This window comes from Streptomyces sp. NPDC058758 (genome assembly GCF_042746075.1).
GTDB lineage: Bacteria > Actinomycetota > Actinomycetes > Streptomycetales > Streptomycetaceae > Streptomyces.
In genome coordinates this window covers 1-24,941 of the sequence record NZ_JBHYPS010000018.1, presented here as the reverse complement: position 1 = coordinate 24,941, position 24,941 = coordinate 1, and the positions used below count along the sequence as shown (strand labels likewise).

The following is a 24,941-nucleotide window of genomic DNA, read 5'->3' as shown; positions in this document are numbered from 1 at the left end:
GTGCGGAGCAAGACGCGGGGCCGGGGGCGGGCGTGCGGCCGTGGTGCTGCTCGGGAGCGGGGGCGGTCCGTCCAGGGCGGCCCGGGTGGGCGGGGCGGGTCACTTCGCCTCCCGCAGTCGGTCGGCGAAGGCCAGCAGCGCGGCGGACTGGTCCGCGAGGCCTGCGGGCCCGCCGTCCGGGTCCTTGAAGTAGAAACCGAGCTCCGGCAGCGGCCCGGAGATCCCGGCTTCGTGGGCGCGGGCGACCAGGCGGGCCAGGTCGAGGACGAGGGGTGCGGCGAGTGCGGAGTCGCAGCCCTGCCAGATGGTCTGGAGGACCATCCGCGATCCGAGGAAACCCTCGAAGGCGATGTGGTCCCAGGCCGTCTTCCAGTCGCCGAGCGCGGGGACGTCGTCGATGTGGACCCGGCCCTCGGGCCGGTGGCCGAGCGTTTCCGTGAGGACGCGTTCCTTGCCGGCGTTCTTCGCCGCCGCGGCGGCGGGGTCGGCCAGCGTCGCCCCGTCCCCGCCGCCCAGCAGGTTGGTGCCGGACCAGGCCCGCACGTCCAGGGCCCGCTGGACGAACATCGGGGCGAGCACGGAGCGCAGCAGCGTCTGGCCGGTCTTGCCGTCGCGGCCCGCGTGGGGCAGTCCCGCCGCGGTCGCGGCGGCCGTGAGGTCCGGGGTGCGCAGCCCGGTGGACGGGGTGAAGTCGACGTACGGGCAGCCGGCCCGCAGGGCCGCGGCGGCGTAGAGGGAGCTGGGCGGCAGGCGTTCGGCGTCGGGTGCGGGTGGGGGCTCCGTGCAGGAGACGTTGACGACGACCACGCGTGCCAGTGCGTGGCGGTCCCGGAAGGACACGAGGTCGGCGGCGAGGTCGGCGACGAGTTCGGCGTCGGTGCGGGAGTCGTCCGGGAGGGGGCCGCCGGTGCGTATCTCCTCGTCGGCCGCGGCGAGTTCGGCGTGGACGGCGGCGGCGAGACCGTGCGGGAGCACGCCGGCGCCGGTCAGCTGTTCGGCGCGCTTGGGGAGCGGGCAGGACACGATGTCGTGGCCACCGAAGACGAGCGCGGCCAGGGACGGCAGCCCGGCGCCGGCGAACGCGGGGGTCTCGGTGACCATGCCGGTCGGCGGGTGGAGTCCGGCGCGGACGGCGGCGCATCCGGCGACGGCCGTGGTCGCCACGGAGCCGCGTGCTCCGGCGAACCAGACTCCGGTGCGTGCGTGGGTGTCAGTCACGGGCTGCCTCCTGCCAGGTCGTTGGGTGCGTGGGGTGGAGGGCTGGGGGGTGCGGGGTTGGGGTGCGGCGCCTGAGCGGTGCGGGCGGCGTGCGGCGGGCCGTCCGGTGGTGAGGTGCGGGGGCGGGGCCGGGCGCGGGGTTGCGGAGTGCTGCGGGGCGCTGTGCCAGAGGGCCTGCCCGGTCCCGACGGTCCGGGTGGGGGCGGGCCGGGGAAGGGGTCCGCTTCCGGGCCCGCTGTGCGAGGGGCGGGGCCGTGAGGGCGAGGACCGTGGTGGCGGGTGGGGACCGTGGTGGCGGTGAGGACCATGGCGGCCGGTGAGGACCGTGGTGGCCGGTGAGGGCCGTGGCGGCGGTGGGTGGTGATGTGAGGGGACCGTAGCCCCGTTCGTCCTCGACGGAAAGCCCTTGCGCAGCAGATCGGTCGAACTTTCTCCCACCACAGGACAAAGCTGTGCGCGGGCAGGCCGGACCGCCCGGTGGCGCCCCTCGCCACCGGGCCGGGCCTGAGGTCCTACCGGTCGCCTCCGGAGAACGCCGCGTCGAACGAGGCGGCCGGCGGGTCGAAGTCGAACCGCTTCAGATGGGCCAGCGCCTCGGGTGCGCCGGCGAGCCGGTCCATCCCGGCGTCCTCCCACTCGACCGACACGGGGCCCCCGTAGCCGATGGACCGCAGCATGCGGAAGACGTCCTCCCAGGGCACGTCCCCGTGTCCGGCGGACACGAAGTCCCAGCCGCGCCGCGGGTCGCCCCACGGCAGGTGGGAGCCGAGCCGGCCGTTGCGCCCGTCGAGGCGCCTGCGCGCCTCCTTGCAGTCGACGTGGTAGATCCGGTCCCGGAAGTCGTACAGGAAGCCGACCGGGTCGAGGTCCTGCCAGACGAAGTGGCTGGGGTCGAAGTTGAGCCCGAACGCCGGCCGGTGGTCCACCGCCTCCAGGGCGCGGCGCGTCGTCCAGTAGTCGTAGGCGATCTCCCCGGGGTGCACCTCGTGGGCGAAGCGGACCCCCTCGGCGTCGAAGACGTCGAGGACGGGGTTCCACCGCTCGGCGAAGTCCTCGTAGCCGCGTTCGATCATGCGCTCCGGCACGGGCGGGAACATGGCCACCAGGTGCCAGATGGAGGAGCCGGTGAAGCCGATGACGGTGTCGACACCGAAGGCGGCCGCGGCGCGCGCGGTGTCCCGCATCTCGGCGGCGGCCCGTCGGCGCACTCCTTCGGGTTCGCCGTCGCCCCAGATCCGGGCCGGCAGGATGCCCTGGTGCCGCTCGTCGATCGGGTGGTCGCAGACCGCCTGGCCCACGAGGTGGTTGGAGATCGCCCAGCACTTCAGGCCGTACTTGTCGAGCAGGGCGTGCCTGCCCGCCAGGTACGACGGGTCGGCGAGGGCCTGGTCGACCTCGAAGTGATCCCCCCAGCAGGCGAGTTCGAGGCCGTCGTAGCCGAAGTCGCGGGCGAGCCGGCAGACCTCCTCCAGCGGCAGGTCGGCCCACTGGCCGGTGAAGAGGGTGAACGGACGCGGCATGAAGCCTCCAAACGGTGTGCGGGCGGTTCCGGCTAGCGGACCTCGGCCGGCACTTCCTGGACGGGTGTGTAGACGGCGTTCTTCCGGGCGCTCTCCTCGACGGCGGCGAGCACCCGCTGCACCCGCAGCCCGTCGGCGAAGGACGGCGACGGGTCGGTGCCGGCGCCGATCGCGGCGACCAGGTCGCGGGCCTGGTGGGTGAAGGTGTGCTCGTAGCCGAGGGTGTGGCCGGGCGGCCACCACGCCTCCAGGTACGGGTGCTCGGCCTCGGTGACGAGGATCCGCCGGAAGCCCGCGGTGGCGGCGGGCTCGCGGTGGTCGTGGAAGGAGAGCTCGTTGAGCCGCTCCAGGTCGAAGGCGAGCGAGCCCCGCTCCCCGTTGATCTCCAGCCGGAGCTGGTTCTTGCGGCCGGAGGCCATCCGGCTCGCCTCGAAGGCGGCGAGCGCCCCCGAGGCGAGCCGGCCGGTGAAGACGGCCGCGTCGTCGACGGTCACCGGTCCCCGCGGGGCTCCGGTGGCGGTCTGCCCGGACGGCGCGGCCAGGCCGGACGCCGCGGCGACGGGCCGGGGCCGTTCCCGTACGAAGGTCTCCGTCTGGGCGGACACCCCGACGACGGACTCCCCCGCCAGGTACTGGGCGAGGTCTACGATGTGCGCCCCGAGGTCGCCCAGCGCCCCCGACCCGGCGTGTTCGCGCTCCAGGCGCCAGGTCAGCGGGAAGTCGGGATCGACCAGCCAGTCCTGGAGGTAGCTCACCCGGACGTGGCGGAGGGTGCCGAGCCGGCCCTCGGCGATGAGCCGGCGGGCGTACGAAAGGGCGGGCACGCGCCGGTAGTTGAAGCCGACCATCGCCACCTGGCCGCGGGCGCGGGCGGCCTCGGCGGCGGCGGCCATGGCCTCGGCCTCGGCCACCGAGTTGGCGAGCGGCTTCTCGCACAGGACGTGCTTGCCGGCCTCCAGGGCCGCGATCGCGATCTCCGCATGGCTGTCCCCCGGGGTGCAGATGTCGACGAGCTGCACGTCGTCCCGGGCGATCAGGGCACGCCAGTCCGTCTCCGCGGCCGCCCAGCCGTGCCGCCGGGCGGCCGCCCGGACGGCGCCCGCGTCCCGGCCGGCGATCGCCGCGAGGACGGGCCGCAGCGGCAGGTCGAACACCCGGCCCACGTTGCGCCAGCCCTGGGAGTGCGCGGCGCCCATGAACGCGTACCCCACCATGCCGACGCCCAGCCCGGGCGGCGAGGCCGCGTCACTGTCCCGCTGTTCCATACGGTTCCTCCTGGTCGGAGAGTCACTGTCTCGTCGGTGTGCTGCGGGGCCGGGCGTCCCCCCGGGAGCCCGGGCCCGGGCCCGGTCAGTTGAAGCCGGTGGGCAGGTAGTCGTCGACGTTCTCCTGGGTGACGACGGCGGAGTAGAGGGTCAGCGAGGACGGGATCTCCAGCTCCGCCAGACCGCCCACGCCCTTGCCCTGGGCGAGCGCGCGGGCCAGGTCGATGGCGGACGCGGCCATGGTCGGCGGGTAGAGGACGGTGGCCTTGAGGACGCCGGTGCCGGCCTTGATGGCGTCCATGGCGGACTTGGCGCCGGCGCCGCCGACCATCAGGAAGTCGTCGCGGCCGGCCTGCGCGATGGCGCGGAGCGCGCCGACGCCCTGGTCGTCGTCGTGGTTCCACAGCGCGTCGAACGCGGGCTGCGCCTGGAGGAGCTGGGCCATCTTGGCCTGGCCGGACTCGACGGTGAAGTCGGCGGCCTGGCGGGCGACCTTGGTGATGTTGGGGTAGTTCTTCAGGGCGTCGTCGAAGCCCTGGGTGCGCTGCCGGGTGAGTTCGAGGTTGTCGAGGCCGGCGAGTTCGACGACCTTGGCGTTCGGCTTGTCCTTGAGCTGCTCGCCGATGTAGGTGCCGGCGTTGAGCCCCATGCCGTAGTTGTCACCGCCGATCCAGCAGCGGTACGCCTGCGGGGAGGCGAAGACGCGGTCCAGGTTGACGACGGGGATGCCGGCCCGCATCGCCTGGAGGCCGACCTGGGTGAGGGCCTTGCCGTCGGCGGGGAGGATGACGAGGACGTCGACCTTCTTGTTGATGAGGGTCTGCACCTGGCCGATCTGGGCGGCGGTGTCGTTGGAGCCCTCGGTGATCTCCAGGGTGACGTCGGAGTACTTCGCGGCGCGGGACTTGGCGTTCTGGTTGATGGCGTTGAGCCAGCCGTGGTCGGCCTGGGGTCCGGCGAAGCCGATGGTGACGGGCTTGCCGGGCTTGTCGTCGGCGGCCGGGGTGCTGCCGGCCTGCTGTTCCTGCTGCTTGGGCTCGTTGCTGGTGCAGGCGGTCAGCAGCGCTCCGGCGGAGACGGCGGCGCCGCCGAACAGAAGTCCTCTGCGGCTGGGGACGGTTCGGGACATGGCGGATCAACCCTTCGGCTGGGCGGGGCGGTTCGGGTCGGTGGTGAGGGACGCGGGGGGGGCGGGTCAGGCGTCGCCGCGCAGGCTGCGGCGCTGGACGAGGACGGCGGCCACGATGATCGCGCCCTTGGCGATCTGCTGGACCGCCGTCTCCAGGTTGTTGAGGGCGAAGATGTTGGTGATGGTCGTGAAGATCAGGACGCCGAGGACGGAGCCGACGATGGTGCCGCGGCCGCCGCTGAGGAGGGTGCCGCCGATGATGGCGGCGGCGATGGCGTCGAGTTCGTACAGGTTGCCGTTGGTGTTCTGGCCGGATCCGGCGAGGACGACGAGCATGAACGCGGCGATCCCGCAGCACAGCCCGGACAGCAGGTACAGGTACAGGCGCTGCCGGCGCACGTCGATGCCGGCGAGCCGGGCCGCTTCCGCGTTGCCGCCGACGGCGACGGTGCGGCGGCCGAACGTGGTCCGGTTCAGCAGCAGCCATCCGACGACGGTGACGGCGGCGAAGACGAGGACGAGCGGCGGGACGCCGAGGACGTAGGCGTCCTTGACGCCGAGGTCGAGAACGTCGGTCACGGTCACCATCTGGGTCCTGCCGTCCGTGATCTGGAGGGCGAGACCCCGGGCGGAGGCCAGCATGGCCAGGGTGGCGATGAACGGCACCATGCCGCCGTACGCGATCAGGAGTCCGTTCACGAGACCGCAGCCGACGCCGACGAGCACGGCGGTGAAGAGGATGCCCGCGAAGCCGAACTCCTGGGTGGCCACGGTCGTCGCCCACACGGACGCCAGGGCCACGATCGCGCCGACCGACAGGTCGATGCCGCCGCTGGTGATGACGAACGTCATGCCGACGGTGACGACGCCGATGACCGACGCCTGGGTCAGGACGAGCTGGAGGTTGCTGGTGGCGAGGAAGGAGTCGGGCTGGGTGATCCCGCCGACGGCGACGAGGGCGACGAGGACCCCGAGCAGCGACACGCTGCGCACGTCCCACCGCATCAGCGCCGGTCGGCGGGTTCCCTTCGCGGCGGTGTCGGAGGCGGCGGCGGACGTCGGCGCGTCCTTCCGCGCGGCGGAGGCCGGCTGCGTCATGGCGTCGGGTTCCCTTCCATCACGAGATCGAGTACGCGGTGTTCGTCGAGCTCCCGGGCCGGCGCCGTGTGCACGACGGAGCCCTCCCGGAGCACCAGCACGCGGTCGGCGAGGCCGAGGACCTCGGGAACCTCGCTGGAGACGAGCAGGACCGCCAGCCCTTCGTCGGCCAGTCGGCGGATGACGGCGTAGAGCTCCGCGCGGGCGCCGATGTCGACGCCCCGGGTCGGCTCGTCGAGCAGCAGCACCTTGCAGCCGCGCAGCAGCCAGCGCGCGAGCACGGCCTTCTGCTGGTTGCCGCCGGACAGCGTCCTGATCGCCGCGTCCGGGTCGTCGGGCCGCAGCGACAGCTCGCGCACCGCGTCGTGCGCGGCGGCGCGCTCGGCGCGCCGGTCGAGCCAGCCCGCGCGGGAGTAGCGGGAGAGGGTGGAGACCGAGACGTTGCTGCCGACGGACTCCAGCATCAGCAGGGCCTGTGCCTTGCGTTCCTCGGGGGCCAGCCCGATCCCGGCCCGGACGGCGGCGCGGACGCTGCCCGGGCGGAGGGGAACGCCGTCGACGAGGACGCGGCCCGCGTCGGGTCTGCGCGCCCCGTAGATCGTCTCCAGGATCTCGCTGCGGCCGGAGCCGACCAGTCCGGCGAGGCCGACGATCTCGCCGGGGCGCAGTTCGAGGTCGAGGGGGGCGAACTCGCCGCGCCGGGCGAGGCCCTCGACCTCGAGGACGGGGTCCCGGGCGGTGGCGGCTCCGCCGGTTCCGCCGGCTCCGTCGGGGCGGACCGGGAAGACGTGCTCGACGGTGCGGCCGGTCATGAGGGCGACGATGTCGCGGGTCGGGGTGGTGTCCGCCGGCAGGCCGCCGGCGACGGAGCGGCCGTCCTTCAGGACGGTGACCCGGTCGCCGATGCGGCGGATCTCCTCCAGCCGGTGGGAGATGTACACGACGGCGACGCCGTCCGCGGTGAGCTCGGCGACGATCCGGAAGAGGTTGTCGACCTCGTCGGGGTCGAGCGCGGCGGACGGCTCGTCCATGACGATCAGCCGCACTTCGTGGGAGAGCGCGCGGGCCATGGAGACGATCTGCTGCTGGGCGGCGGACAGCTCGCCGACGAGACGGGCCGGATCGATCTCCGGGTGCCCGAGGCGTTCGAGGAGCCGTCCGGCGGCGGCACGGGCCCGGGCACCGCGCACGACGAACCCGGCGGAGGTCGGCTCGTTCCCGAGGAACACGTTCTCGGCGACGGACAGTCCGTGGACCAGGTCCAGCTCCTGGTAGATGGTGGCGATCCCCCGTCGCATGGCCGCGATCGGAGAGGTCAGGGAGACCGGCTCGCCGGCCCAGGTGATCTCGCCGTCGTCGGGCTGGTGGGCTCCGGCGAGGACCTTGATGAGGGTCGACTTGCCGGCGCCGTTCTGACCGAGGAGGCAGTGGACCTCGCCGGCGTGGACTTCGAGGTCCACGCCGTCCAGGGCGCGGACGCCGGGGAACGACTTGGTGATGCGGTTCATCGTGAGCAGCGGTGGGTGTGATGCCATCGGGATCCCCTCGGCGGGTACGGCCGTGAGCGGGCAGGGTGGAGCGGAGCGAAGGGCTCAGGGCCCCGCGGCCATGGACGTGCCGGCGCGTGCGGGGTGAGCGGGCATGGCTGACAGCCACGGGACCGTTGCGTGGTGCGGTGGTGAGGTGGTGCGTACGTGCTTCGGCGTGCGGCGTACCGCTGCCGAAGGGATGAGGGGCCGGGCGGGGCCGGCCGGGTCAGGCCGGTGAGAAGACGTGGTCGCTGATGAGGCGGGCCGCGCCGATCACTCCGGCGGTGGGGCCCAACTCGCCCAGCACGATGGGGAGGTTGCCGGTCGCGAGCGGCAGCGACTGGCGGTAGACCTGGGTGCGGACGCTGGCCAGCAGGGTGTGGCCGAGCCCGGTGACGCCGCCGCCGATGACGACGAGCCCCGGGTTGAAGAAGCTGACGAGCCCGGCGATGACCTGGCCCAGCCGCTGTCCGCCCTCGCGGATCAGCTCCAGCGCCACGGTGTCGCCCGCCGCCGCGGCCGCCGAGACGTCCGCGGCCGTCAGTTCCCCGGCCGTCTCCAGCCGCGCGGCGAGCTGCGCCGACCGGCCCGAGCGCGCCGCGTCCTCCGCGTCGCGGGCCAGCGCCGCACCGCTGAAGTGGGCTTCCAGACAGCCCAGGTTGCCGCAGGCGCAGGCCCGTCCGTCGGGCTGGACCTGGATGTGCCCGATGTCGCCCGCGCTGCCCGTCGTACCGCGGTAGACCTGGCCGCCGATCACGATGCCGCAGCCGATGCCGGTGCCGATCTTCACGCAGAGGTAGTCGCCGACGGAGCGGGCGACGCCCGCGTGCTGCTCCCCCATCGCCATGAGGTTCACGTCGTTGTCGACCATCACCGGGCAGCCGAGGTCCTGGCTGAGGGCCTCGCGGACGGGGAAGCCGTCCCAGCCCGGCATGATCGGCGGGGCGACGGGCACGCCCTCGGGGAAGCGGACGGGGCCGGGCACGCCGATGCCCGCGCCGTCGAAGCCCTCCGCGACTCCCGACGCCTTCAGCTTGTCCGCCATGGCCAGGACCCGCTCGAAGACGGCGACGGGCCCCTCGCGGACGTCCACGGGCTGGTTCAGGTGCCCCAGGACCTCCAGTTCGGCGTTGGTGACGGCGACGTCGATCGAGGTGGCCCCGATGTCGACGCCGAGGAAGCGCAGGGCCGGGGCGAGCCGGAGGTTGTGCGAGCGGCGTCCGCCCCGTGAGGCGGCGAGGCCGTCCGCGACCACCAGCCCCGTCTCCAGCAGCCGGTCCACCTCGACCGCCAGCTTGGAACGGGAGAGGTCCACCAGATCACCCAGCTGCGCACGGGAGTTGGGTCCCCCGTCGCGCAGCAGGCGCAGGAGTCGCGCCTGGTGCACGTTCGCAGGTCGAGCGGTCATCCGTCTCACGAATCCCTCCCCTCCCCCGCCTCCGGCTGGGGCCCGAATGCCCGTCCGCGGCGGCTGGTCCGTCGGGCTTTCGAGAGGAACGTAGCAGCGCTCCGCCGGACTGGGAACTACTTGCGCAGGAAACGAGTACGACTTCTTCCACTCCCGGGACAAAGGGTCGTCTCGGCGGGACCGACGGGGTCGTGTTCCGGTCGCGGGAGGGGGCGCGGCGCGGTACGTGGCGCGGCGCCCGTGCAGTCCGGCTGCCGGGGCCACCGCCTCAGGAGGCCCGGCAGCACCGCCGGCCACGGAGTCCACGACGCCCGGTACGCCGGCCGCGCCGGCGGCAGGCCGGCCACGTGGCCACCGCGCCTCGCCGGGACGCGCCCGGCCCCGTTCCGGTGACGGAGCCCTCCGCCGGACGCGAGGACTCCGACGCTCCCGGCCGGAGGAAAGGACGGAGCAGCCGCGCCGCGTTCAGGAAGGGAGGCCGAGGCGCGGGCCGCCCCGGTCGCGCAGGCGCCGGAAGAAGGTGAGGACGCCCGCGGAGCCGCCCGCCCAGGTGGCGCTCGGGCGGGCGAGGCCGGTGTCCGGGAAGACGGGCCGGGAGCGGGTGCCGCCGCTGCGGCTCAGGACGAGCCGGGCGACGGTCTCGGCCCCGTCCCGGAACTCCTCCGAGCCGGTCGCCTCCGCGACGTCCACCAGCAGGTCGCCCACCCCGGCCAGGCCGCAGCACTGCGTGACCAGCGGCATCCTCGGCGCCAGGGCCGCGCAGGCGCGCGCGGCCCGCCGGGCGAGGTCGAGGTGGCGGGGATCCCCGAGGTCTCCGGCGGCCTGGAGGTGTACGGCTCCGATGCCGGCCAGGCCGCGGCACCACGAGCCGTAGCGGCGGGTCGCCCCGGGCGCGGCGGCCGCCGCGATGACGTCCGGCGTCACGGCGGCCAGGCGTACGGCGGCCCGCTCGGAGCGGGCGACCGCGTCCGGGTCCCCGGTCCACGCCCCGTACGCGAGGAGGAAGGAGGCGACGCCCGCCTCCCCGTGCGCGAGGCCCTCGCGGAGCGCGGCGCTGCCGGGCGTGTCCGGGCCGGCCGGGGCGAGCCGGGCGGTGCCCGAGGCCAGCATCCGGTCGCAGCCGGCGGCGACGGCGAGGTGCCGGTCGGCGGCGCCGGTGTCACCGGACCGGAGGGCGTGCCGGGCGAGCAGCAGACGGCCGATGCCGATGCCCGCGGCGCCCGCGACGAGGTCCGCCTCGGGCGGCCCGCCGTCCGGGGCGCGGTCCGGCAGGTGCCGAGGCTCCCCGCCCTCGTGGGGCGCCGTTCCCGCCCCGGCCTCCGCGAGGAAGAGTTCGACGCCGGTGCGGCCGGTGTAGAAGCCCGGCGGCAGGTTCCTGGGCTGCGCCGCCGTCCACCCGGCCAGCGCGGTGACGGCCTCGCGGACCCGGGGCCGGTGGGTGTGGTGGAGGAGTTCCAGGCCGAGGCCCGCGCTGCCGCCGTAGACGTCGAGCGAGGTGGGGACGGGGAGCCGGGCGGCCCGCACCGGATCCGTGATCGCCTCGGCCTCGGCGGCGCAGAACGCGGCCGTGTGCGCGATGACCTCGTCCAGCAGGTCGTCGTCGATCCGGAAGGCCGCGGGGCGGCCCGCCGGCCCACGCACGGGGGCGGGGGCGGGGGCGGGCGCGGGGGCGGAGGTAGGGGTAGGGGCGGGATCGGTCGCGGGCTCGGGATCGGCATCGGGCTCGGGATCGGGCGTGCCGGTGCGCAGGCGGTCGGCGGCGGCGGTCCGTACGGCCGGGTCGAAGCTCAGGAGGCCGGTGATCGCCGCCCGGACGTTCCGGTGGGCGTCTCCGGGCAGGGCCTCCGCCAGGCAGGCCAGGGTCCGGTCCCGGTTGGTGACGCGGTCGGCGTCGACGATCACGGGGTCGAGGCCGGTGGCGGCGAAGAAGAGGGTGGCGCCGAGGGCGTAGTGGTCGTCGGCGGGGGCGGCCGGGCCGGTCGCGGGCAGGACCGGCTCGCTGTAGCCGGGGGTCGCGCCGCCCGGCCCCGTACCGTTCCGTTCGCTCGTCCCGAAGTCGACGAGGTGGACGGCGTGGCCGAGGCGGCCGGGATCGCCGAGGGAGCCGGGACGGTCGAGGTGATCGGCGGGATCGAAGTGGCCGGGACGGTCGAAGTGGCCGGGGCCGTCGAGCACGACGTTGTCGGGTTTGAGGTCGCGGACGACCACGTTCCGCGCGTGGATCGCGTCCAGGATCTCCAGGAGGCGGGTGGCGAGCGCGGACAGGGAGCGTCCCGGGCGGGTCCCGTCGTCCCGGTAGGGGCCGCCTCGCAGGACCTCCCGGCGCAGGTCGCGGTCGCCGCAGTCGCTCGTCACCAGGTACTCGTCGGCCCGGTGGGCGAAGTAGTCCAGGGCGCGGGGCACGCCGGGGACGCCGTCGAGGGCGGTGAGGACGGCGTGTTCGTTGCGCAGGTGGTGGCGGGCGTCGGTGCCGGACGCCTCCTCGCCGACGAAGGCACGCGCCTGTTTGACCACCACGGCCCGGCCGAGGGTGCGGTCGGTCGCCCGGTAGACGTTGCCCCGGGGCGTACGGGCGATGCCCGCGGTGACGGCGTAGCGGCCGCCGCCGAGGGCGGGGGCGTCCGGCGCTCCGGCGTGTGCGGGGCCGGTCGCGAAGGGGTCCTCGGCCCAGGGCGGGCACCGGTAGCGGCCGGTGGCCAGGCCGTCGAAGATCCGGCCGTCCGGGCCGGTCATGACGGATTCGAGCCGTCCGGTCCTGCCGGTCCGGTAGTCGCCGGTGAAGGGGCCGTAGCGGTAGTAGACCGGGGCCCTCGGGTCGACCCGCCGGTCGCTGACGACCCGGGGGCCCTCCCGGTCGCGCAGGGCGGCGGCGAGTTCCCGGGCGAGGGGGACCACGGTCCCGGCGAGGGGGTAGACGGTGATCGCCTTGCCGACGGCCCCGGCGCCCACCGCGCCGGAGTTGAGGCGGCGCAGCGTCTCCGGGTCGCGGGCGAACTTCGCGTGGCAGACGTGCCGGGACAGCACCGGCAGGACGAGCCGGGACACGGCGTCGAGTTCGCCGGGGCGCGTCGAGACGTGCAGTTTCCAGCCGTGTTCCATCGCCGGCATCCGGGGGTCGTTGAGGTACGCCCACGTGTCGTCGGACCAGCCGTCGCGGCCGGCGATGGAGACGGCCACCGCTAGGAGTTGAAGTCGCAGGCGAAACGGGTGGTGGCGGTCACCCAGGGGTCGGAGAGACACGCCGTGTACTCGCGGTCGCCGCGGTCGTCGTCCTCGAACGCGATCGCCGCGTCGTCGATCTCCAGGGGCCCCGCGTCGCGGAAGTCGGGGGTGGTGTCGGCTTCCAGAAGTTCCGGCACGGCTACGGGCATGTGACGCCTCCAGGGTCGGTCGTGCTGAGGAGCGGGAAGGCCCGGTGAGGGCCGGTGGGCCCGTCGGACCGTGAACTCGCTGGACAAAAGTAGGGAGGGGCGCATCCGGTGACAAGGCGTCGGTTCGGCCATGCTCCCGGCGCCGCCGGCGGTGCCTGAACGGCCCTCCGGGAACGGCGGTACGGTCCGGCGGGAACGCGGGAGGCCCAGGTGGGACGGGGTGGTCCGGCGATCGGCACCGGGAGGGGCACCACCTGCCCCGGGCGCGGGGCGGCCCCGTCAAGGGGGCCGTACGCGCCGTTCCCCGCCCGGGCACGCGCCGTTCCCCGCCCGGGCACGCGCCGATCCCCGCCCGGGCACGCGCCGATCCCCGCCCGGGCACGCGCCGTTCGCCGCCTCGGCGCCCTCCTGACGCCCCGCCCGGACACCGGCCCGTCTGCCGTGCAGGAGGCCCGCCGCTCCCGGAGTGACGGAGTGACGGCGGTGTCGCTCTCGTGGCCGGGAACCGCGAAGGGCGCCTTTGGGCGGGTGTGACGGCTCGGCGCGCAGCGCTCGCCGGCTCGCTCGGCGTCGGCCTCGGCCTCGGCGTCGGCCTCGCCGTCGGCGTCGGCGTCGGCGTCGGCGTCCGACCGAGTGGCCTCGCGGCCCGCCCCCGCGCAACGGACGGACCGGCGTGTCGGCGGTCGCGCCGCGGACCCGTACGGGCCTCAGGACATGCTGCCCCGGCAGACCGTCCCCGGGGCCGGGGTGCGGCCCGTACGGAGGTACCGGTCGACCTTCTCCACGACGCAGCGGTTCTGCGGGTACGTGCCGTGGCCCTCCTCCTCGGCCGTCAGGAGCACGCCGACGCCGTCGCCCAGGGCGCGGGCCATGTGGCGGGCGCCGGAGTACGGCGTGATCGGGTCGCCCGTGCCGCCGACCACCAGGACGGGGACCGCGCCCGGGGCGTCCACCCGGCGCGTGGCGCTCTCGCCGTCGAACGGCCAGCCGTAGCAGAGGTAGACGCCGGTGGACCAGGCCGCGCCGAAGACGGGCGAGGCGGCTTTGACGCGGGCCTCGTCCTCGGCCAGGCGTTCGAAGCCGGAGCGCAGACTGGAGTCCGCGCAGGTGATGGCGGTCCGGGCGACGCGACTGTTGTCGCGCGGGGCCGCCGCGCGATCGGCGGAGCCGGTGTCGTCCGCGCCCTCGCTCAGCGGGCCGCCGTCGTTGTGGTCGATCAGCGCGGTGAGGGCCTCGGCGAGCGGCGACCAGCCGTCCGTGCCGAGGGCGAGGTGGCCGCTCACGGCGTACGCGAGGTCGTCGGCGTCGAGTTTCCTTCCGCCGCCGGCCGGGGCGGGCTTCTTCTCCAGGCGGTCGGCCAGACGCGCCATGCGTCGCGCGGCCTCCCGGGGCCCGTCGCCGGTCGGACAGGGGCGGATACGGGCCGCGCAGTGCGCGGCGAACCGGTCGAACGCCGCCTGGACCGCCTTGGCCTGCGTCACCTGCTCCTCGGCGAGGTCCTCGGTCGGGTCGACGGGTGCTTCGAGGACGAGCCGTCCGACGTGCGACGGGTACAGGTGGGCGTAGACCGCGCCGAGCGCCGTTCCGTACGAGACGCCGAAGTAGTGGAGCCGCTCGTCGCCGAGGAGGTAGCGCATCAGGTCGAGGTCGCGCGCGGTGTGCGAGGTCCCGACGTGCGGCAGGAGCGCCCCCGAGCGCTCGGCGCAGGCGTCGGCCCCGTCGTAGCCGGTGTCGTCCGCGGTCTTCCCGCACCGCACGGGCATGGTCGCGCCCACCCCGCGCGGATCGAAGGAGACCAGGTCGTAGCGGTCGAGGAGCGACTCGTACTGGCCGAGGCGCTCGGGCAGTCCGCGCACCCCGGAGACGCCGGGACCGCCGAAGTTGAGGACGAGGGAGCCGATGCGCCGGGCGTTCGGGCCGGTGGCCTTGCGGCGGATCAGGGCGACGTCGATCGTCCTGCCGTCCGGTTTCCGGTAGTCGAGGGGGGCCTTCATGGTGGCGCAGTCGTAGCCCGTCCGCGCGGCGGGCGGCGAGGCGCAGCGGGACCAGCGGAGGTGCTGGCCGGTGGTGAGCGCGGCGGGCAGCCCGGCGGGCGGATTGCTCGCGGTGAACTCCGTACGCGGCTCCGCCCTCCGGCCGGAAGCGTCGTGCGGGAACCAGGTGCCGACGGCCCCGATCACGGCGAGCACGACCACGGGGAAACCCACGGCGATGATCCACCCACCGACGGAGAGACCCGTCCCACGGCTTCGTACCGGTCGTTCCTCACGCATCGAAACCCCCCGCGCTCCCGCCCCTGACCACTCGCCCCGTGCCCATGCCCATGCCTGTGCCCGTGCCTGTGCCCGTGTTCATGATCGTCAATGAGCGCAGAGTACAAGCCGCCTCCGACAGCGGCTCAGCGCCTGACGTCACCGGTCCCCGTCCAGTGGACGCATGCGGTCACGGCACCGGGCCGTTTCCTTCGGATCACGGGGCGGGGACCCCCGTCCTGAGGCCGGACGGGGTGATCGGTGCAGCCGGCCTGGCGGCGTGCCCCTCCCCTGGCTGTCCAGCGCCACGGCGTTCGAGCAGATGCCGGCTCGTCACGATGCCGCCTCCGCCGCAACGGCTCAGAACCCGGCCATGGACGTGTCGAGCACTCCGCCCAGCGCACCGTAGACGCTGCGGCGAACCGAGTGCCTTGCCCTGCGGCGCGGCCCGAACCCCACGACGGCAAGCCCGCCGAGGGGCCGCAGCCGCGGGCCGGCGTGCCTCGCCCGCCGTGCGGGACGGCGGCGGATCTAGGCTGACCTGCAGGATGTCCCGGCGCGGGCCGGGCGGTGGGAGGAGTACGGAGATGGCGGAGCGGGAGCTGGCGGAGGGCCAGCGCGAGCACTGGCAGCAGACCTACGGCGCGCACCCGGGCATGTACGGCGAGGACCCGTCCGAGCCGGCCGTGCACGCTGCCGGTGTCTTCCGTACCGCCGGTGTGCGCGAGGTGCTGGAGCTGGGTGCGGGGCACGGCCGCGACGCGCTGTACTTCGCCCGTCAGGGCTTCAGCGTGCTGGCCGCCGACTTCAGCCCGGTCGGCCTGGAGCAGCTGCGCCGGGCCGCCGCGGCCCAGGGTACGGAGGATCGGGTCACCACCGCGGTGCACGACGTGCGCGAGCCCCTGCGGCTGGCGGACGACTCGGTGGACGCGGTGTTCGCGCACATGCTGCTGTGCATGGCCCTGTCCACCGAGGAGATCCACGCCCTGGTCGCCGAGGTCCGCCGGGTGCTGCGGCCCGGCGGCGTCTTCGTCTACACCGTGCGGCACACCGGCGACGCCCACTACGGCGCGGGCACCGGGCACGGCGACGACATCTGGGAGCACGGCGGTTTCGCCGTCCACTTCTTCCCCCGCGACCTGGTCGACTCCCTCGCCGACGGCTGGACCCTGGAGGAGGTCCACCCCTTCGAGGAGGGCGGCCTGCCCCGGCGGCTGTGGCGCGTCACCCAGGCCCTTCCCCGGTGAGCGCCGCCGAGCCGCCCGGCGCGGTCCTGGTGGTGGACGGCACCGGCCTGCTGTGCGTCACCCTGCTGCTGAGACTCCGCGAGCGGATCGCGCACGCGCCGGCGGGCACGGTGGTTCACGTCGTGGCCACCGATCCGGCCGCCCCGCTGGACCTGCCGGCCTGGTGCCACATGGTCGGCCACGACTACCTCGGCCCCCTCCCCGGCGAAGCCCCCGTCTACGCGATCCGGCTCGCCGCCGCCCCCCGCGCCACCCGCCCCGGCGCACCCTGGCACCCCGTCGACACGCGCCGTTGACCCGACCCGGAACCCATACCGGTCCCAATGCCGGTACCGGACCCGATGCCGGTTCCGGTCCTGGCGGCCCCGCTGGGTCCTCCGGCGGCCGGGCCGGCCGCAGTCGGGTGGAGGCGGCGAGGACCAGCCGGGTCCGGCGGTCCGCCGCCTCGAGGATGCGGATCTTCGGACGGGTCCAGCCCAGGGTCTGCCTGCACAGGCGGAAGGTGTGCTCGATGTCGGAGCGCCGCAGGTATCCCTGCCGGCGCCGGTGCCTGACCACCAGCGGCAGCTCGGCCGGCAGCTCTCACCAGGCGTCACGATGCCACAGACCCGTCCTGACGGTCTTCGTGCTGGACGTGTGTGTTCCTCGGTCGGAGCACTTCTTCGGACGAAGGGCGCTTCCGCGCACGGCGGTTACCGAACCGGGTGGTCGAGTACGACGCACCGTTCGAGGAACGACTTCTACCGGCGGCGCAAAGACCCCGGTCCGCACCGCGTGGACCAGTCGCCCGTCGGCGATAGCCGCTCTCCACCGGCCCGCACGACGACAAGCCTGTCGCCTTCGAAAGCGATTCGATCACCGGCGGCCAGGAAGAACGGGCTCGCCGGCTCGAAAACGTACCCGCCGTCCGTCTCGAAGCCCTTCACCAGCACCAACCGCGAGGCCGGCGTGGCTCCGTCAGCTATCACGTACATGCCGAACCGCTCCTCCGCGACCTGAGATCACCCGGTCCCTGTCCAGCGACTCACCCACGGCCCAGACCTTAAAGATCAAGCCAAGGGTTGTCCCGTAACCTTCGGTTGTCACCGGGCGGCGGCGCGCAGGTCCCGGAGGTACCAGTCGAAGCGTGTGCCGTCTTTCCTGCGTGTCGGCTTGCCGGGGGCGAACCCTGCCCGCCGGGCGACCGCGGCGGATGCGGGATTCTCCGGCTCCACCTGGATCACCGCCTCCGCCCCGCCCTCACTCGCCGCGTACGGGACCGCCAACAGGACCGCGCGGGTGGCCAGGCCACGGCCCCGCCAGGACGGATAGAGGCCATAGGCGACATTTACCTGGCCGGGCGCCAGACCTTCTCCCGCGAACCGCAGGTCGATCGTGCCCACGAGTATCTCGTCGGCACCCCTCCGGATGCCGAACGCGCGGAGTGGCCCGGCGGTGTCCCACTGCTCCCGGCAGTGTCGGAAGTAGGCTTCGACGCCCTCGCGCGTGCCAGGACCGCCGTTGAGCCAGCGAACGAGCAGCTCGTCCTCCCCCGCGAGGTGCGCCTCCACGTCGTCCGGGCGCAGGGGGGAGAGGGTGACGATCCCGTCGGACAGCTTCACTTCATGCATCCCGTGATTCTTGGCGCCAGGGCCGAGCCGTACCATCGGATTCTGAGCGACATCGCGCGCAGCTCCGGAGTGACAGGGGACCGATCTCCGTGTGGCTGGTGTGATCACGGCATCAGTGCCGTCTTGGACAGCCCGGTACTCCGCCGACCACCAGGCCGTCGTCGAAGCCGACACCCGGCTGGTCGTCGTGGTCGGCCCGCCGCTCGCCGGGAACCGCAACGACTGCAAGGCGTGGGGAGAGCCCGGCGCCAAGGCCGCACTCGGCGGGACCCTCACGATCGCCGACGGCGGCTCCCCGGAAACCGGACTCGTCATTCTGCACCGCCTCGCCCTAGCCGGCGCCCGGCTACGGGCGAGGCGCTCCTTCTCGGGCGGGGACCTCGGCGGGGATGATCGCTTCGGACCGCCGAAACGGCCGGACCGTATCGCGAGCATGATCGGTACGGTACCGGGCGGCGGGCGTCGGCGGCCGGGGTTCCGCCGCTTCCGGTGGCGTCCGCCGCCCGGGTCCGGCTCAGACGCGCCGGCGGACCCGCCAGAGCCACGCGGCGGAGGCGGCCAGCACGGCGAGCGTCACCAGGTTCGCCACCAGGGCCGGGGTGTCGCCCGCCGGGGCGACGGTGGTCTCCTCCCAGAGGAGGTTGGCGACGGCCGACAGCACGATGGTGAGCACCACGCCGACGATCTTCTGGACCGGGGTCCAGAACGCGGAGGTGCACAGGAGCACCGCGCCGACGATGCGGACCAGGCCGACGACGAGCTGGGGCACGGAGGAGTCGGTCAGGAACGCGGTGGAGAGCGTGCCGAGGACGAAGGGAACGGTGAGCAGCAGCAGCGGGACCAGGGGGTGGACCTTGCCGCGCCGGGCGGGCTCCTCCCGGGGCCGGCCCCAGGCCGCCGCGGTCCCGCCGCCCGCCTCCGCCAGCGCCGTCGCCGCGATCACCCGCGGGTCGCCCAGCTCCGCCAGGACCTCGCGGTCCGTCGCCCCGGGGTGCTCGGCGCGCGTCACCGCGATGTGCTCGGCGAGGTCGGCGAGGAGTTCCTGGCGGCGGTCGGCGGGAAGCGTGGAGACCTCGCGCTCGACGGCGGAGAGGTAGTCGCGGACGGGATCGGCGGGGGTCTTCATGCGGGGTCTCCGGAGGTGGGGCGGGGGGCGGCCAGGAAGGCGTCGACGGTGTCGCGGAAGGCGGGCCAGACGTGCGCGAACTCGTCGAGCGCGGCCCGGCCGCCGTCGGTGAGGGCGTAGTAGCGCCGGGGCGGTCCGGAGGCGGACTCCTTCCAGGTGGTGGTGACCAGGCCGTCCCGGCGGAGCCGGGAGAGCAGCGGGTAGACCGTGCCCTGGCCGGTGGCCAGGGCCCCGGACTCGCCCAGGGCGTGCAGGAGCTCCACGCCGTAGCGGGGGCGGTCCCGCATGAGGGCGAGGACGCAGTACTCCAAGACGCCCTTGCGCAGCTGGGCGGCCGCGCGGGCCTGCTTGGCGGCATCGCCTGGTTCCATGCGATACAAGGTACCTGGTCGCGCCACGAAACTGAACAGGGGATTCCGCTTTGCTCCGCGAGGGGCGCCATCCGCTGCCGCACAGGACGTGACCTGCTGATTCACGACGCACGGCCCTCCGCCGCGAGGCGAGGAACCGGGCCGCCCCGGTCCGATCCGGAGCACCCGGACCGCCTCCCTCACGGCGGTGGACCGGGTGCAGTCGTGGGTGTTGCCGCCCGTCACAGGCCAGACGGATCGTGCCGGTCAGACCGCCTCGGGACCGGCCGGGGGCCGGGTCGCGGAGCCCTCTTCTCGAGCCCCGGCCGCGTGCCGACGGGCGCGGACGGCGGTGGGGTCGACCGACACAAGCCACTCGACGCCGCCTGCCGCGTCCGCCTTCGCCTTCGTCTTCGCGGCCCGCACCATCCGGTCGAATGTTCCGTCCATGGCCCACCCGCGGAAACGCGTGCGCAGCGTCGCCCACGGACCATAGCGCTCAAGTAGCAGCGGCCGGACGAACTCCCGCTCTGCGTCCGCCAGTTCATGGAGACGCATCACGACACCACGAACCACCAGTGGTGATCATGTGAAGACCCTGCCCAGGGTCACGCGGCGGCAGGGCCAGGCACGGCGGCGCCGCGCCACGGCCGGCCGGCGCGACTTCGGCGACGACGGGGCCGCAGACGGTGCGGAGCACCGTGAGGAACTCGCCCGCAAGGAAGACGGCACGTCCGGCGGGTCCGACGCGGGCGGGGAGGACGACAGCGCGCCCTTGCCGCCCGCCATGGGCACGGCGGGCCCGCCCGCCAGAGTGGCGCCGGCCGGGACGGCGACGGTGAACGTCGTGGTCACGGGGCTGCGCACCGTGCCGGCGGGGCGAGCCGGCGGAGGCGCCGATGTGCCCCCGCGGGCTGCGCTCTGGTTGAATGAGCCATTCTTCCTGATCTAGTGAGGAGAACTCCTGTGCCTCTGGTGTCTGTCGTGATGCCCGTGTACAACTCGGCAGCCACTCTCGGCGCGGCCGTCCGGTCGGTACTCACCCAGACCCACAGCGACCTGGAGCTGCTGGTCACCGACGACCAGTCCTCCGACGGCTCCATGGACCTCCTCCGCGAGTTCGCCGAACAGGACGAGCGCGTCCTGCCGGAGACGGCGCCCGAGCGGGGCGGTGCGGGCCGGGCCCGCAACCTCGCGATCGAGCGGGCCCGCGGCGACTACATCGCCTTCCTCGACAGCGACGACATGTGGCTCCCGGAGAAGACCGAGAAGCAGCTCGCCTTCGCCGCTCAGGGCACCGCGCCGCTCACGTTCACCTCGTACTTCAAGATGGACGCCGACTACGCCGGCGAGAGCACCGACTGGGTTCCGAACGGGCGGGTGATCCACGCGCGCGCACACGTGGACTACCGCGCGATGCTGGTCAGGGACCACATCGGCGCCCTCACCGCCATGTACGACCGCAAGGTCCTGGGCACGAGGCTGATGCCCCCGATGCTCAAGCGCCAGGACTACGCCCTGTGGCTGTCGATCATGCGGGACGGCGCGGACGCCCGGGGCCTGGCCGAGCCGCTCGCGGTCTACAGGGCCCACCAGGCGGGGTCGCTGTCCTCGAACAAGCTCTCGCTCGTGCAGTACAACTGGGCCCTGTACCGCGAGCACGAACACCTGCCGGTCCCCAAGGCGACGAAAGCGCTGGCCGGCGCGGTCTGGCAGTCCCTGCGCAACTCACGGATCTAGCTCCGCGGACCGCGTCCGCGCCCTCGCGTCGCGTCTGCCGATCGGTTCGAACGGGGCGGGGGGCGGGACGCCGTCGAATCCCCCGGCGCCTGGCTGACGACGGTCGCCACCCGCGTGTGCCTGGACCTCCTCGGCTCGGCACGGGTCCGGCGCGAGCGCTGCACGGGCGCGCGGATCCCGGAGCCGCTGCCCGGGCGGACCGGCTGGACCGGCGGGCGCCCCGGCGCCCCCGCGGCCCCGGCCGCCCACCAGGCGGGGCTCGTCCGGAGACTTCAAGCGGGCGTGGGACGCGCAGGACGTCGACGCCCTCGTCGGGCTCCTCGCCCCCGGCGCGACGTTCACGGCGGACGGCGGCGGCGTGGTGGCCGCCGCGCCCCACCCGATCGCGGGCGGCGAAGGGATCGCGCGCTACCTCACCGGCCTCGCCGTCCGGGCGTCCGGCGCCCTGACGGTCCTGGAGCGCACGGTCAACGGCCGGGCCGGTCTGGTGATCGAGCACGGAGGCGCCGTCGTGGCCGTGTACGCGTTCGACGTCGCGGACGACCGGATCACGCGCATCCGGGCCGTGCGCAACCCCGGCAAACTCCGCCCGTGGACGGCGGGCTGACCGGCTGGACGTCGCCGGCGCGGCGCCTGCCGCGACCGACCAGGCGTCCGGCGGCCCGTACCGCACGGTCTACGCTTCCGGTCACGAGATCGGCCGCTGGGCGATCACCGTCGCCCGCCAGGGGAGCAACGTGCCGCCTTTCGTCCACCGGATCACCAAGTACGACCCCGCCGACCGCGACGAGCACGGCGGTTACGTCGGCGCCGAGGACACGACCAGCGATCACGGACCGGTCGAGGCCGCCTGTCTCCAGGCGGTCGCCGCCTTCGCCGAGGACACCGGCGTCGACCGTCTGGCCGTTCGCGAGCCGGGGATCTCCGGCCCGGTCCACTTCGGCCGGGAGCCGGCCGTCGACGGCTTCGGTCTCGCCGGGCTCTTCCCGTCCGACCTCAGCGGGTTCCACGACGGTGCGGAGGTGCCGCTCGCCCTCGGTCTGGAGCTGGTCCGGGTCATGCTCCGCGACAACGGCGCCTGGTGCCGTCTGGCGGTGGAGGACAGGTTCGAGGTGCAGGTCGGCTGGGACCAGTACGTCTACGTCAGCAGCGACCGGCCCTGCGAGCGCGCCGTCGCCCGCACCCGGGCCCTCGGTCTCTTTCCGGAGCGGCTGGAGGCCTCGCCCCACGACGCGGACTTTGACGAGCCCGGCGTGCAGCGGCCCGCCGACGAGGACTTCTGGAACCGTCTTCGCTGGTCCGTCGGCACGGGGGAGGCGGCGATGCTGGAGGAGGGGTACCTCCACAACGCCTCCCGCTGGCACCGGCTCACCGAGGACACGCTCGACGCGGTACGTGCCCGGCTCACCCCGCGTGCGCAGTTGACCGTCTGGCCCGGTCTGTCCACCGACGTCGGCGCGGTCCTCGCCTCGCTTCCCGACGAGGGTCCGGTGGAGTTCGTGTGGGAGGACCGGGACGGGACCGTCTCCGGTGCGCTGGTCCACGAGTCCGAGTACCGGGAACTCGCCGCCCGGGTGGCGGACGCCCGTGCCGCCACGGCCCTGCCCCTGGCCGCCGACGAACGCCACCCGCTGTTCACCGCGGTCCTGCCCGACGACGACGGCGTCCTGCGCGCCCGGTGGAGGACCGAGGCGACGCCGAGCGACCGGGACTGGGCCTTCCTGAAGACCCTCCGCCGGGGGCAGGTCCGCACCGGCACGGTCACGGCGACCGCCGACTTCGGCGTGACCTTCGTGGACATCGGCGGCTTCACCGCGATCATCGACCTTCCCGAGCTGTCCTGGCGCCGTTTCGACCATCCCTCCGACGTCGTCGCGGTCGGGCAGGAGATCTCGGCCGAGGTCATCGACGTCGACATGACGAGAGAAAGGGTGTCCCTGTCGTTGAAGGCGTTGCGGCCGGACCCCCTGGTGTCCCTCGCACGACGGACCGGCCGGGTCGTGACCGGCACGGTCACGAAAGTCGTGCCGTTCGGCGTCTTCGTCCGCGTCGAGGAGCGCGAGGACGGCTTCGAAGGACTCGTGCGCACCGCCGAACTGTACGAGGACCCCGCCGGCCACCACGAGCACGCGGTCCGGGCCGGCGACCCCCTCGTGGTGAAGATCCTCCACGTCGACCCCCTCCGACGGCGCATCGCCCTCTCCCACCTGCAAGCCCTGCCCCACGGGAAGCCTTGAGCCGGCCGGCCACCGTCCGGAGAGGTCCCGGACGGAAAGACGAGAAGACGAGAATCGGAGCCCGGCCCGCCGAGGAAGAGGAGACGGCCGTGGTACACACACTGAACTTGTGGCGGCGAGAACTCGGAGAGGTACCCGCGTCGGTCTGGCGGCAGACGGACCTCGACGTGCTGATCCTCGCGGACAACGGACTCACGGACCTCCCGCCGGACATCGGGCGGCTCGGCCGGCTGAGGACCCTGGACCTCGGCCACAACGCGCTGACGTCGGTGCCCGAAGAACTCGGCGAACTGACCGGACTCACCGACTGCCTCTACCTGCACGACAACCGGCTCTCCCGGCTCCCCGACTCCCTGGGGAACCTGACCCGTCTGCGCTACCTCAACGTCGGCGAGAACCCCCTCACCGCCCTGCCGGAGGCCATCGGCTCGATGAGCGGTCTCATCGAGCTCCGGGCGCAGCACAACCGCCTCACCACCCTCCCCGGCACCCTCGGCAGGCTCCGCGCCCTGCGTGAGCTCTGGCTCCGGGGGAACGCGATCGCGCACCTGCCGCCGTCAACGGCCGAGCTGCGCGAACTGCGCCACCTGGACCTCCGCGAGAACTCCCTGACCGAGGTCCCCGAGCCGCTCGCCGGCCTCCCGCGCCTGCGCCAGATCGACCTGCGGAGCAACCGCCTGGTCCGGCTGCCCGACTGGCTCGCGTCGATGCCGGCACTGGAGAAACTGGACCTGCGCTGGAACGGGATCGACCCCTCCCTGCCGCTCCTGTGCGAGCTGGAGCGGCAGGGGTGCGTCGTCCTGACCTGACAGGGCCACCCCCACCCCGCCGGTGCCGCTGCTTCTCGCGGGCACGTACGGGCGAGCGGCGTACGACCGGGCGGGCTCGGCTCCAACCCCCGTCCCCGAGCCCCGACTCCAGCCCCAGCCACAGGCCCGACTCCGGCTCCGGGTCCGACTCCGGGTCCGGCTCCGACTCCGGGTCAGGTCTCCCGGCGGTAGCTCCCGGGCGGGGTGCCGTGCGCGCGTTTGAACGCGTGGGCGAAGGCGAACTCGGAGGCGTAGCCCACCTGGGCGGCGACCGGCCTCGGCGGGGCGTCCGATGTCCGCAGCAGTCGCGCAGCCGTGGTCATCCGCCACCAGGTCAGGTAGGCCAGGGGCGGCCGGCCCACCAGCCGGGCGAAGCGCTTGGCGAAGGGTGCCCGGGAGAGCCCGGCCCCGGCGGCGGTCTTCCCGGGCTTCGCCGAAGCGAGCGCGGCCATGCGGATCCTCCTCATCGCACGTCGTCGAACGAGAAGGGCTGGTCCCTGTCGGAGGGGAGCCAGACCGACAGGGTCGACGGGTCGATCGGGATCGAGACGTGCTCGTGGGTGATCGCCCACACTCCGTCCGTCCGCCGGAAGCAGACGCTCTCCCGTACCCAGATCGACGCCTGGAGCCCGCCCCTGCGCTCCCCCGAGTCCAGGTGGAGCATGTGCGCGAAGGCGGTGTCCTCGCCGGTCTCGAGCGTGAGGTCGTGGGTGGCCAGGGTGAGGGGGCCGACGTATCCGTCGAACCAGCGCAGGAAGTTGCGCCGGATCTCGTCGGTGCCCGTGAACCGCAGCGGGGGGACGGCGTCGTAGTAGACGGCGTCGGGGGCGTAGAACGACATGAGCCGATCGATGTCCTTGCTCTGCTGGGCGTCGGCGCGGCGCTCCAGGAGCGTCCGGATCTCGGATTCGCGGGTGGTCATCGTGTACTCCTCCGGTTGTGTTCCGCTGCCAGAAGGACGAGACGGCCCGGGGGGAGTTAAGGGCGGGCGGGCCGCGGGCAAAAAGCCCCGCCCGCCAGGCCCTTGTGGGG

Annotated in this window: 21 protein-coding genes and 3 pseudogenes; 8 read left to right on the top strand and 16 right to left on the bottom strand. The window is 74.0% G+C overall.

All coding sequences use genetic code 11. The features are described from left to right. Nucleotides 1-99 precede the first annotated feature (99 nt). The 10 genes from ACFW6A_RS21470 to ACFW6A_RS21425 form a co-directional block, all read right to left on the bottom strand. Nucleotides 100-1,218, bottom strand: a complete 1,119-nt coding sequence (locus tag ACFW6A_RS21470; RefSeq protein WP_351846190.1) for an inositol-3-phosphate synthase — start codon at nt 1,216-1,218, stop codon at nt 100-102. 512 nt (nt 1,219-1,730) lie between these two features. Further along, nucleotides 1,731-2,738: a sugar phosphate isomerase/epimerase family protein gene (locus ACFW6A_RS21465; protein ID WP_351846188.1), complete on the bottom strand. Its 1,008-nt coding sequence runs from the start codon at nt 2,736-2,738 to the stop codon at nt 1,731-1,733. A 32-nt stretch (nt 2,739-2,770) separates the two neighbouring features. Next, a complete protein-coding gene (locus ACFW6A_RS21460) occupies nt 2,771-4,003 on the bottom strand; it encodes a Gfo/Idh/MocA family oxidoreductase (RefSeq protein ID WP_351846185.1) in 1,233 nt (410 codons plus the stop codon). An 85-nt stretch (nt 4,004-4,088) separates the two neighbouring features. After that, the gene (locus ACFW6A_RS21455) at nt 4,089-5,132 is read right to left on the bottom strand and encodes a substrate-binding domain-containing protein (RefSeq protein ID WP_351846182.1); all 1,044 of its coding nucleotides are present in this window, start codon (nt 5,130-5,132) and stop codon (nt 4,089-4,091) included. Nucleotides 5,133-5,198: 66 nt separating this feature from the next. Then, the gene (locus ACFW6A_RS21450) at nt 5,199-6,230 is read right to left on the bottom strand and encodes an ABC transporter permease (protein WP_351846179.1); all 1,032 of its coding nucleotides are present in this window, start codon (nt 6,228-6,230) and stop codon (nt 5,199-5,201) included. Further along, on the bottom strand, nt 6,227-7,765 hold the full coding sequence (locus ACFW6A_RS21445; protein ID WP_351846177.1) for a sugar ABC transporter ATP-binding protein: 1,539 nt from the start codon (nt 7,763-7,765) through the stop codon (nt 6,227-6,229). Before ACFW6A_RS21445 ends, ACFW6A_RS21450 begins: the two co-directional genes overlap by 4 nt. Before the next feature lie 220 nt (nt 7,766-7,985). After that, a complete protein-coding gene (locus ACFW6A_RS21440; protein ID WP_351846175.1) occupies nt 7,986-9,167 on the bottom strand; it encodes an ROK family transcriptional regulator in 1,182 nt (393 codons plus the stop codon). Nucleotides 9,168-9,632: 465 nt separating this feature from the next. Beyond that, nucleotides 9,633-12,344 (bottom strand): lanthionine synthetase LanC family protein, encoded by a 2,712-nt coding sequence (locus ACFW6A_RS21435; protein ID WP_351846172.1) that lies wholly within the window; start codon nt 12,342-12,344, stop codon nt 9,633-9,635. A 2-nt stretch (nt 12,345-12,346) separates the two neighbouring features. Beyond that, a complete protein-coding gene (locus ACFW6A_RS21430) occupies nt 12,347-12,538 on the bottom strand; it encodes an SflA family class IV lanthipeptide (RefSeq protein ID WP_351846170.1) in 192 nt (63 codons plus the stop codon). A 707-nt stretch (nt 12,539-13,245) separates the two neighbouring features. Continuing rightward, entirely contained in the window at nt 13,246-14,811 is a 1,566-nt protein-coding gene (locus tag ACFW6A_RS21425) for an alpha/beta hydrolase (RefSeq protein ID WP_386642046.1), read from the bottom strand. 566 nt (nt 14,812-15,377) lie between these two features. Here ACFW6A_RS21425 and ACFW6A_RS21420 point away from each other — a divergent pair. Beyond that, nucleotides 15,378-16,037, top strand: coding sequence for a class I SAM-dependent methyltransferase (locus ACFW6A_RS21420; RefSeq protein WP_351846164.1), 660 nt, complete (start codon nt 15,378-15,380; stop codon nt 16,035-16,037). Then, on the top strand, nt 16,034-16,333 hold the full coding sequence (locus tag ACFW6A_RS21415; RefSeq protein WP_351846161.1) for a sulfurtransferase TusA family protein: 300 nt from the start codon (nt 16,034-16,036) through the stop codon (nt 16,331-16,333). Before ACFW6A_RS21420 ends, ACFW6A_RS21415 begins: the two co-directional genes overlap by 4 nt. A gap of 786 nt (nt 16,334-17,119) precedes the next feature. Here ACFW6A_RS21415 and ACFW6A_RS21410 read toward each other — a convergent pair. Further along, on the bottom strand, nt 17,120-17,647 hold the full coding sequence (locus tag ACFW6A_RS21410; protein WP_351846157.1) for a GNAT family N-acetyltransferase: 528 nt from the start codon (nt 17,645-17,647) through the stop codon (nt 17,120-17,122). A gap of 133 nt (nt 17,648-17,780) precedes the next feature. Here ACFW6A_RS21410 and ACFW6A_RS21405 point away from each other — a divergent pair. Then, nucleotides 17,781-17,972 (top strand): annotated as a pseudogene (locus ACFW6A_RS21405) (IS5/IS1182 family transposase); the annotation flags it as partial. A 189-nt stretch (nt 17,973-18,161) separates the two neighbouring features. On the opposite strand, the gene ACFW6A_RS21400 reads toward ACFW6A_RS21405, so the two are convergent. From ACFW6A_RS21400 to ACFW6A_RS21390, 3 genes are all read right to left on the bottom strand, one after another. Continuing rightward, on the bottom strand, nt 18,162-18,773 hold the full coding sequence (locus tag ACFW6A_RS21400; RefSeq protein WP_351846155.1) for an HAAS signaling domain-containing protein: 612 nt from the start codon (nt 18,771-18,773) through the stop codon (nt 18,162-18,164). Continuing rightward, nucleotides 18,770-19,144 (bottom strand): PadR family transcriptional regulator, encoded by a 375-nt coding sequence (locus tag ACFW6A_RS21395; protein ID WP_351846152.1) that lies wholly within the window; start codon nt 19,142-19,144, stop codon nt 18,770-18,772. The genes ACFW6A_RS21400 and ACFW6A_RS21395 overlap by 4 nt, the downstream gene beginning before the upstream one ends. Nucleotides 19,145-19,390: 246 nt before the next feature. Further along, nucleotides 19,391-19,573 carry a hypothetical protein gene (locus ACFW6A_RS21390; protein ID WP_351846150.1) on the bottom strand — a complete coding sequence of 61 codons (183 nt, stop codon included), beginning with the start codon at nt 19,571-19,573 and terminating at the stop codon, nt 19,391-19,393. Nucleotides 19,574-19,712: 139 nt separating this feature from the next. On the opposite strand from ACFW6A_RS21390, the gene ACFW6A_RS21385 reads away from it, so the two are divergent. From ACFW6A_RS21385 to ACFW6A_RS21365, 5 genes and pseudogenes are all read left to right on the top strand, one after another. Beyond that, entirely contained in the window at nt 19,713-20,075 is a 363-nt protein-coding gene (locus ACFW6A_RS21385; RefSeq protein WP_351846147.1) for a hypothetical protein, read from the top strand. A gap of 14 nt (nt 20,076-20,089) precedes the next feature. Beyond that, complete coding sequence (locus tag ACFW6A_RS21380) at nt 20,090-20,863, top strand: glycosyltransferase family 2 protein (RefSeq protein WP_351846145.1); 774 nt, start codon at nt 20,090-20,092, stop codon at nt 20,861-20,863. Between the two features lie 63 nt (nt 20,864-20,926). Then, nucleotides 20,927-21,470, top strand: a pseudogene (locus ACFW6A_RS21375) (RNA polymerase subunit sigma-24); the annotation flags it as partial. Between the two features lie 130 nt (nt 21,471-21,600). After that, a complete protein-coding gene (locus ACFW6A_RS21370; RefSeq protein WP_351846143.1) occupies nt 21,601-23,100 on the top strand; it encodes a S1 RNA-binding domain-containing protein in 1,500 nt (499 codons plus the stop codon). 89 nt (nt 23,101-23,189) lie between these two features. After that, entirely contained in the window at nt 23,190-23,909 is a 720-nt protein-coding gene (locus ACFW6A_RS21365) for a leucine-rich repeat domain-containing protein (RefSeq protein ID WP_351846141.1), read from the top strand. A 173-nt stretch (nt 23,910-24,082) separates the two neighbouring features. On the opposite strand, the pseudogene ACFW6A_RS21360 reads toward ACFW6A_RS21365, so the two are convergent. Next, nucleotides 24,083-24,325, bottom strand: a pseudogene (locus ACFW6A_RS21360) (helix-turn-helix transcriptional regulator); the annotation flags it as partial. 47 nt (nt 24,326-24,372) lie between these two features. Beyond that, nucleotides 24,373-24,831 (bottom strand): YybH family protein, encoded by a 459-nt coding sequence (locus ACFW6A_RS21355; RefSeq protein ID WP_386642035.1) that lies wholly within the window; start codon nt 24,829-24,831, stop codon nt 24,373-24,375. Nucleotides 24,832-24,941 lie beyond the last annotated feature (110 nt).

Excerpts from the sequence above, each read along its gene's own strand:
- ACFW6A_RS21465 (WP_351846188.1), bottom strand. The coding sequence starts at position 2,738 with ATGCCGCGTCCGTTCACCCTCTTCACCGGCCAGTGGGCCGACCTGCCG.
- ACFW6A_RS21460 (WP_351846185.1), bottom strand. The coding sequence starts at position 4,003 with ATGGAACAGCGGGACAGTGACGCGGCCTCGCCGCCCGGGCTGGGCGTC.
- ACFW6A_RS21455 (WP_351846182.1), bottom strand. The coding sequence starts at position 5,132 with ATGTCCCGAACCGTCCCCAGCCGCAGAGGACTTCTGTTCGGCGGCGCC.
- ACFW6A_RS21450 (WP_351846179.1), bottom strand. The coding sequence starts at position 6,230 with ATGACGCAGCCGGCCTCCGCCGCGCGGAAGGACGCGCCGACGTCCGCC.
- ACFW6A_RS21445 (WP_351846177.1), bottom strand. The coding sequence starts at position 7,765 with ATGGCATCACACCCACCGCTGCTCACGATGAACCGCATCACCAAGTCG.
- ACFW6A_RS21440 (WP_351846175.1), bottom strand. The coding sequence starts at position 9,167 with ATGACCGCTCGACCTGCGAACGTGCACCAGGCGCGACTCCTGCGCCTG.
- ACFW6A_RS21430 (WP_351846170.1), bottom strand. The coding sequence starts at position 12,538 with ATGCCCGTAGCCGTGCCGGAACTTCTGGAAGCCGACACCACCCCCGAC.
- ACFW6A_RS21425 (WP_386642046.1), bottom strand. The coding sequence starts at position 14,811 with ATGCGTGAGGAACGACCGGTACGAAGCCGTGGGACGGGTCTCTCCGTC.
- ACFW6A_RS21420 (WP_351846164.1), top strand. The coding sequence starts at position 15,378 with ATGGCGGAGCGGGAGCTGGCGGAGGGCCAGCGCGAGCACTGGCAGCAG.
- ACFW6A_RS21410 (WP_351846157.1), bottom strand. The coding sequence starts at position 17,647 with ATGCATGAAGTGAAGCTGTCCGACGGGATCGTCACCCTCTCCCCCCTG.
- ACFW6A_RS21400 (WP_351846155.1), bottom strand. The coding sequence starts at position 18,773 with ATGAAGACCCCCGCCGATCCCGTCCGCGACTACCTCTCCGCCGTCGAG.
- ACFW6A_RS21395 (WP_351846152.1), bottom strand. The coding sequence starts at position 19,144 with ATGGAACCAGGCGATGCCGCCAAGCAGGCCCGCGCGGCCGCCCAGCTG.
- ACFW6A_RS21390 (WP_351846150.1), bottom strand. The coding sequence starts at position 19,573 with ATGGACGGAACATTCGACCGGATGGTGCGGGCCGCGAAGACGAAGGCG.
- ACFW6A_RS21355 (WP_386642035.1), bottom strand. The coding sequence starts at position 24,831 with ATGACCACCCGCGAATCCGAGATCCGGACGCTCCTGGAGCGCCGCGCC.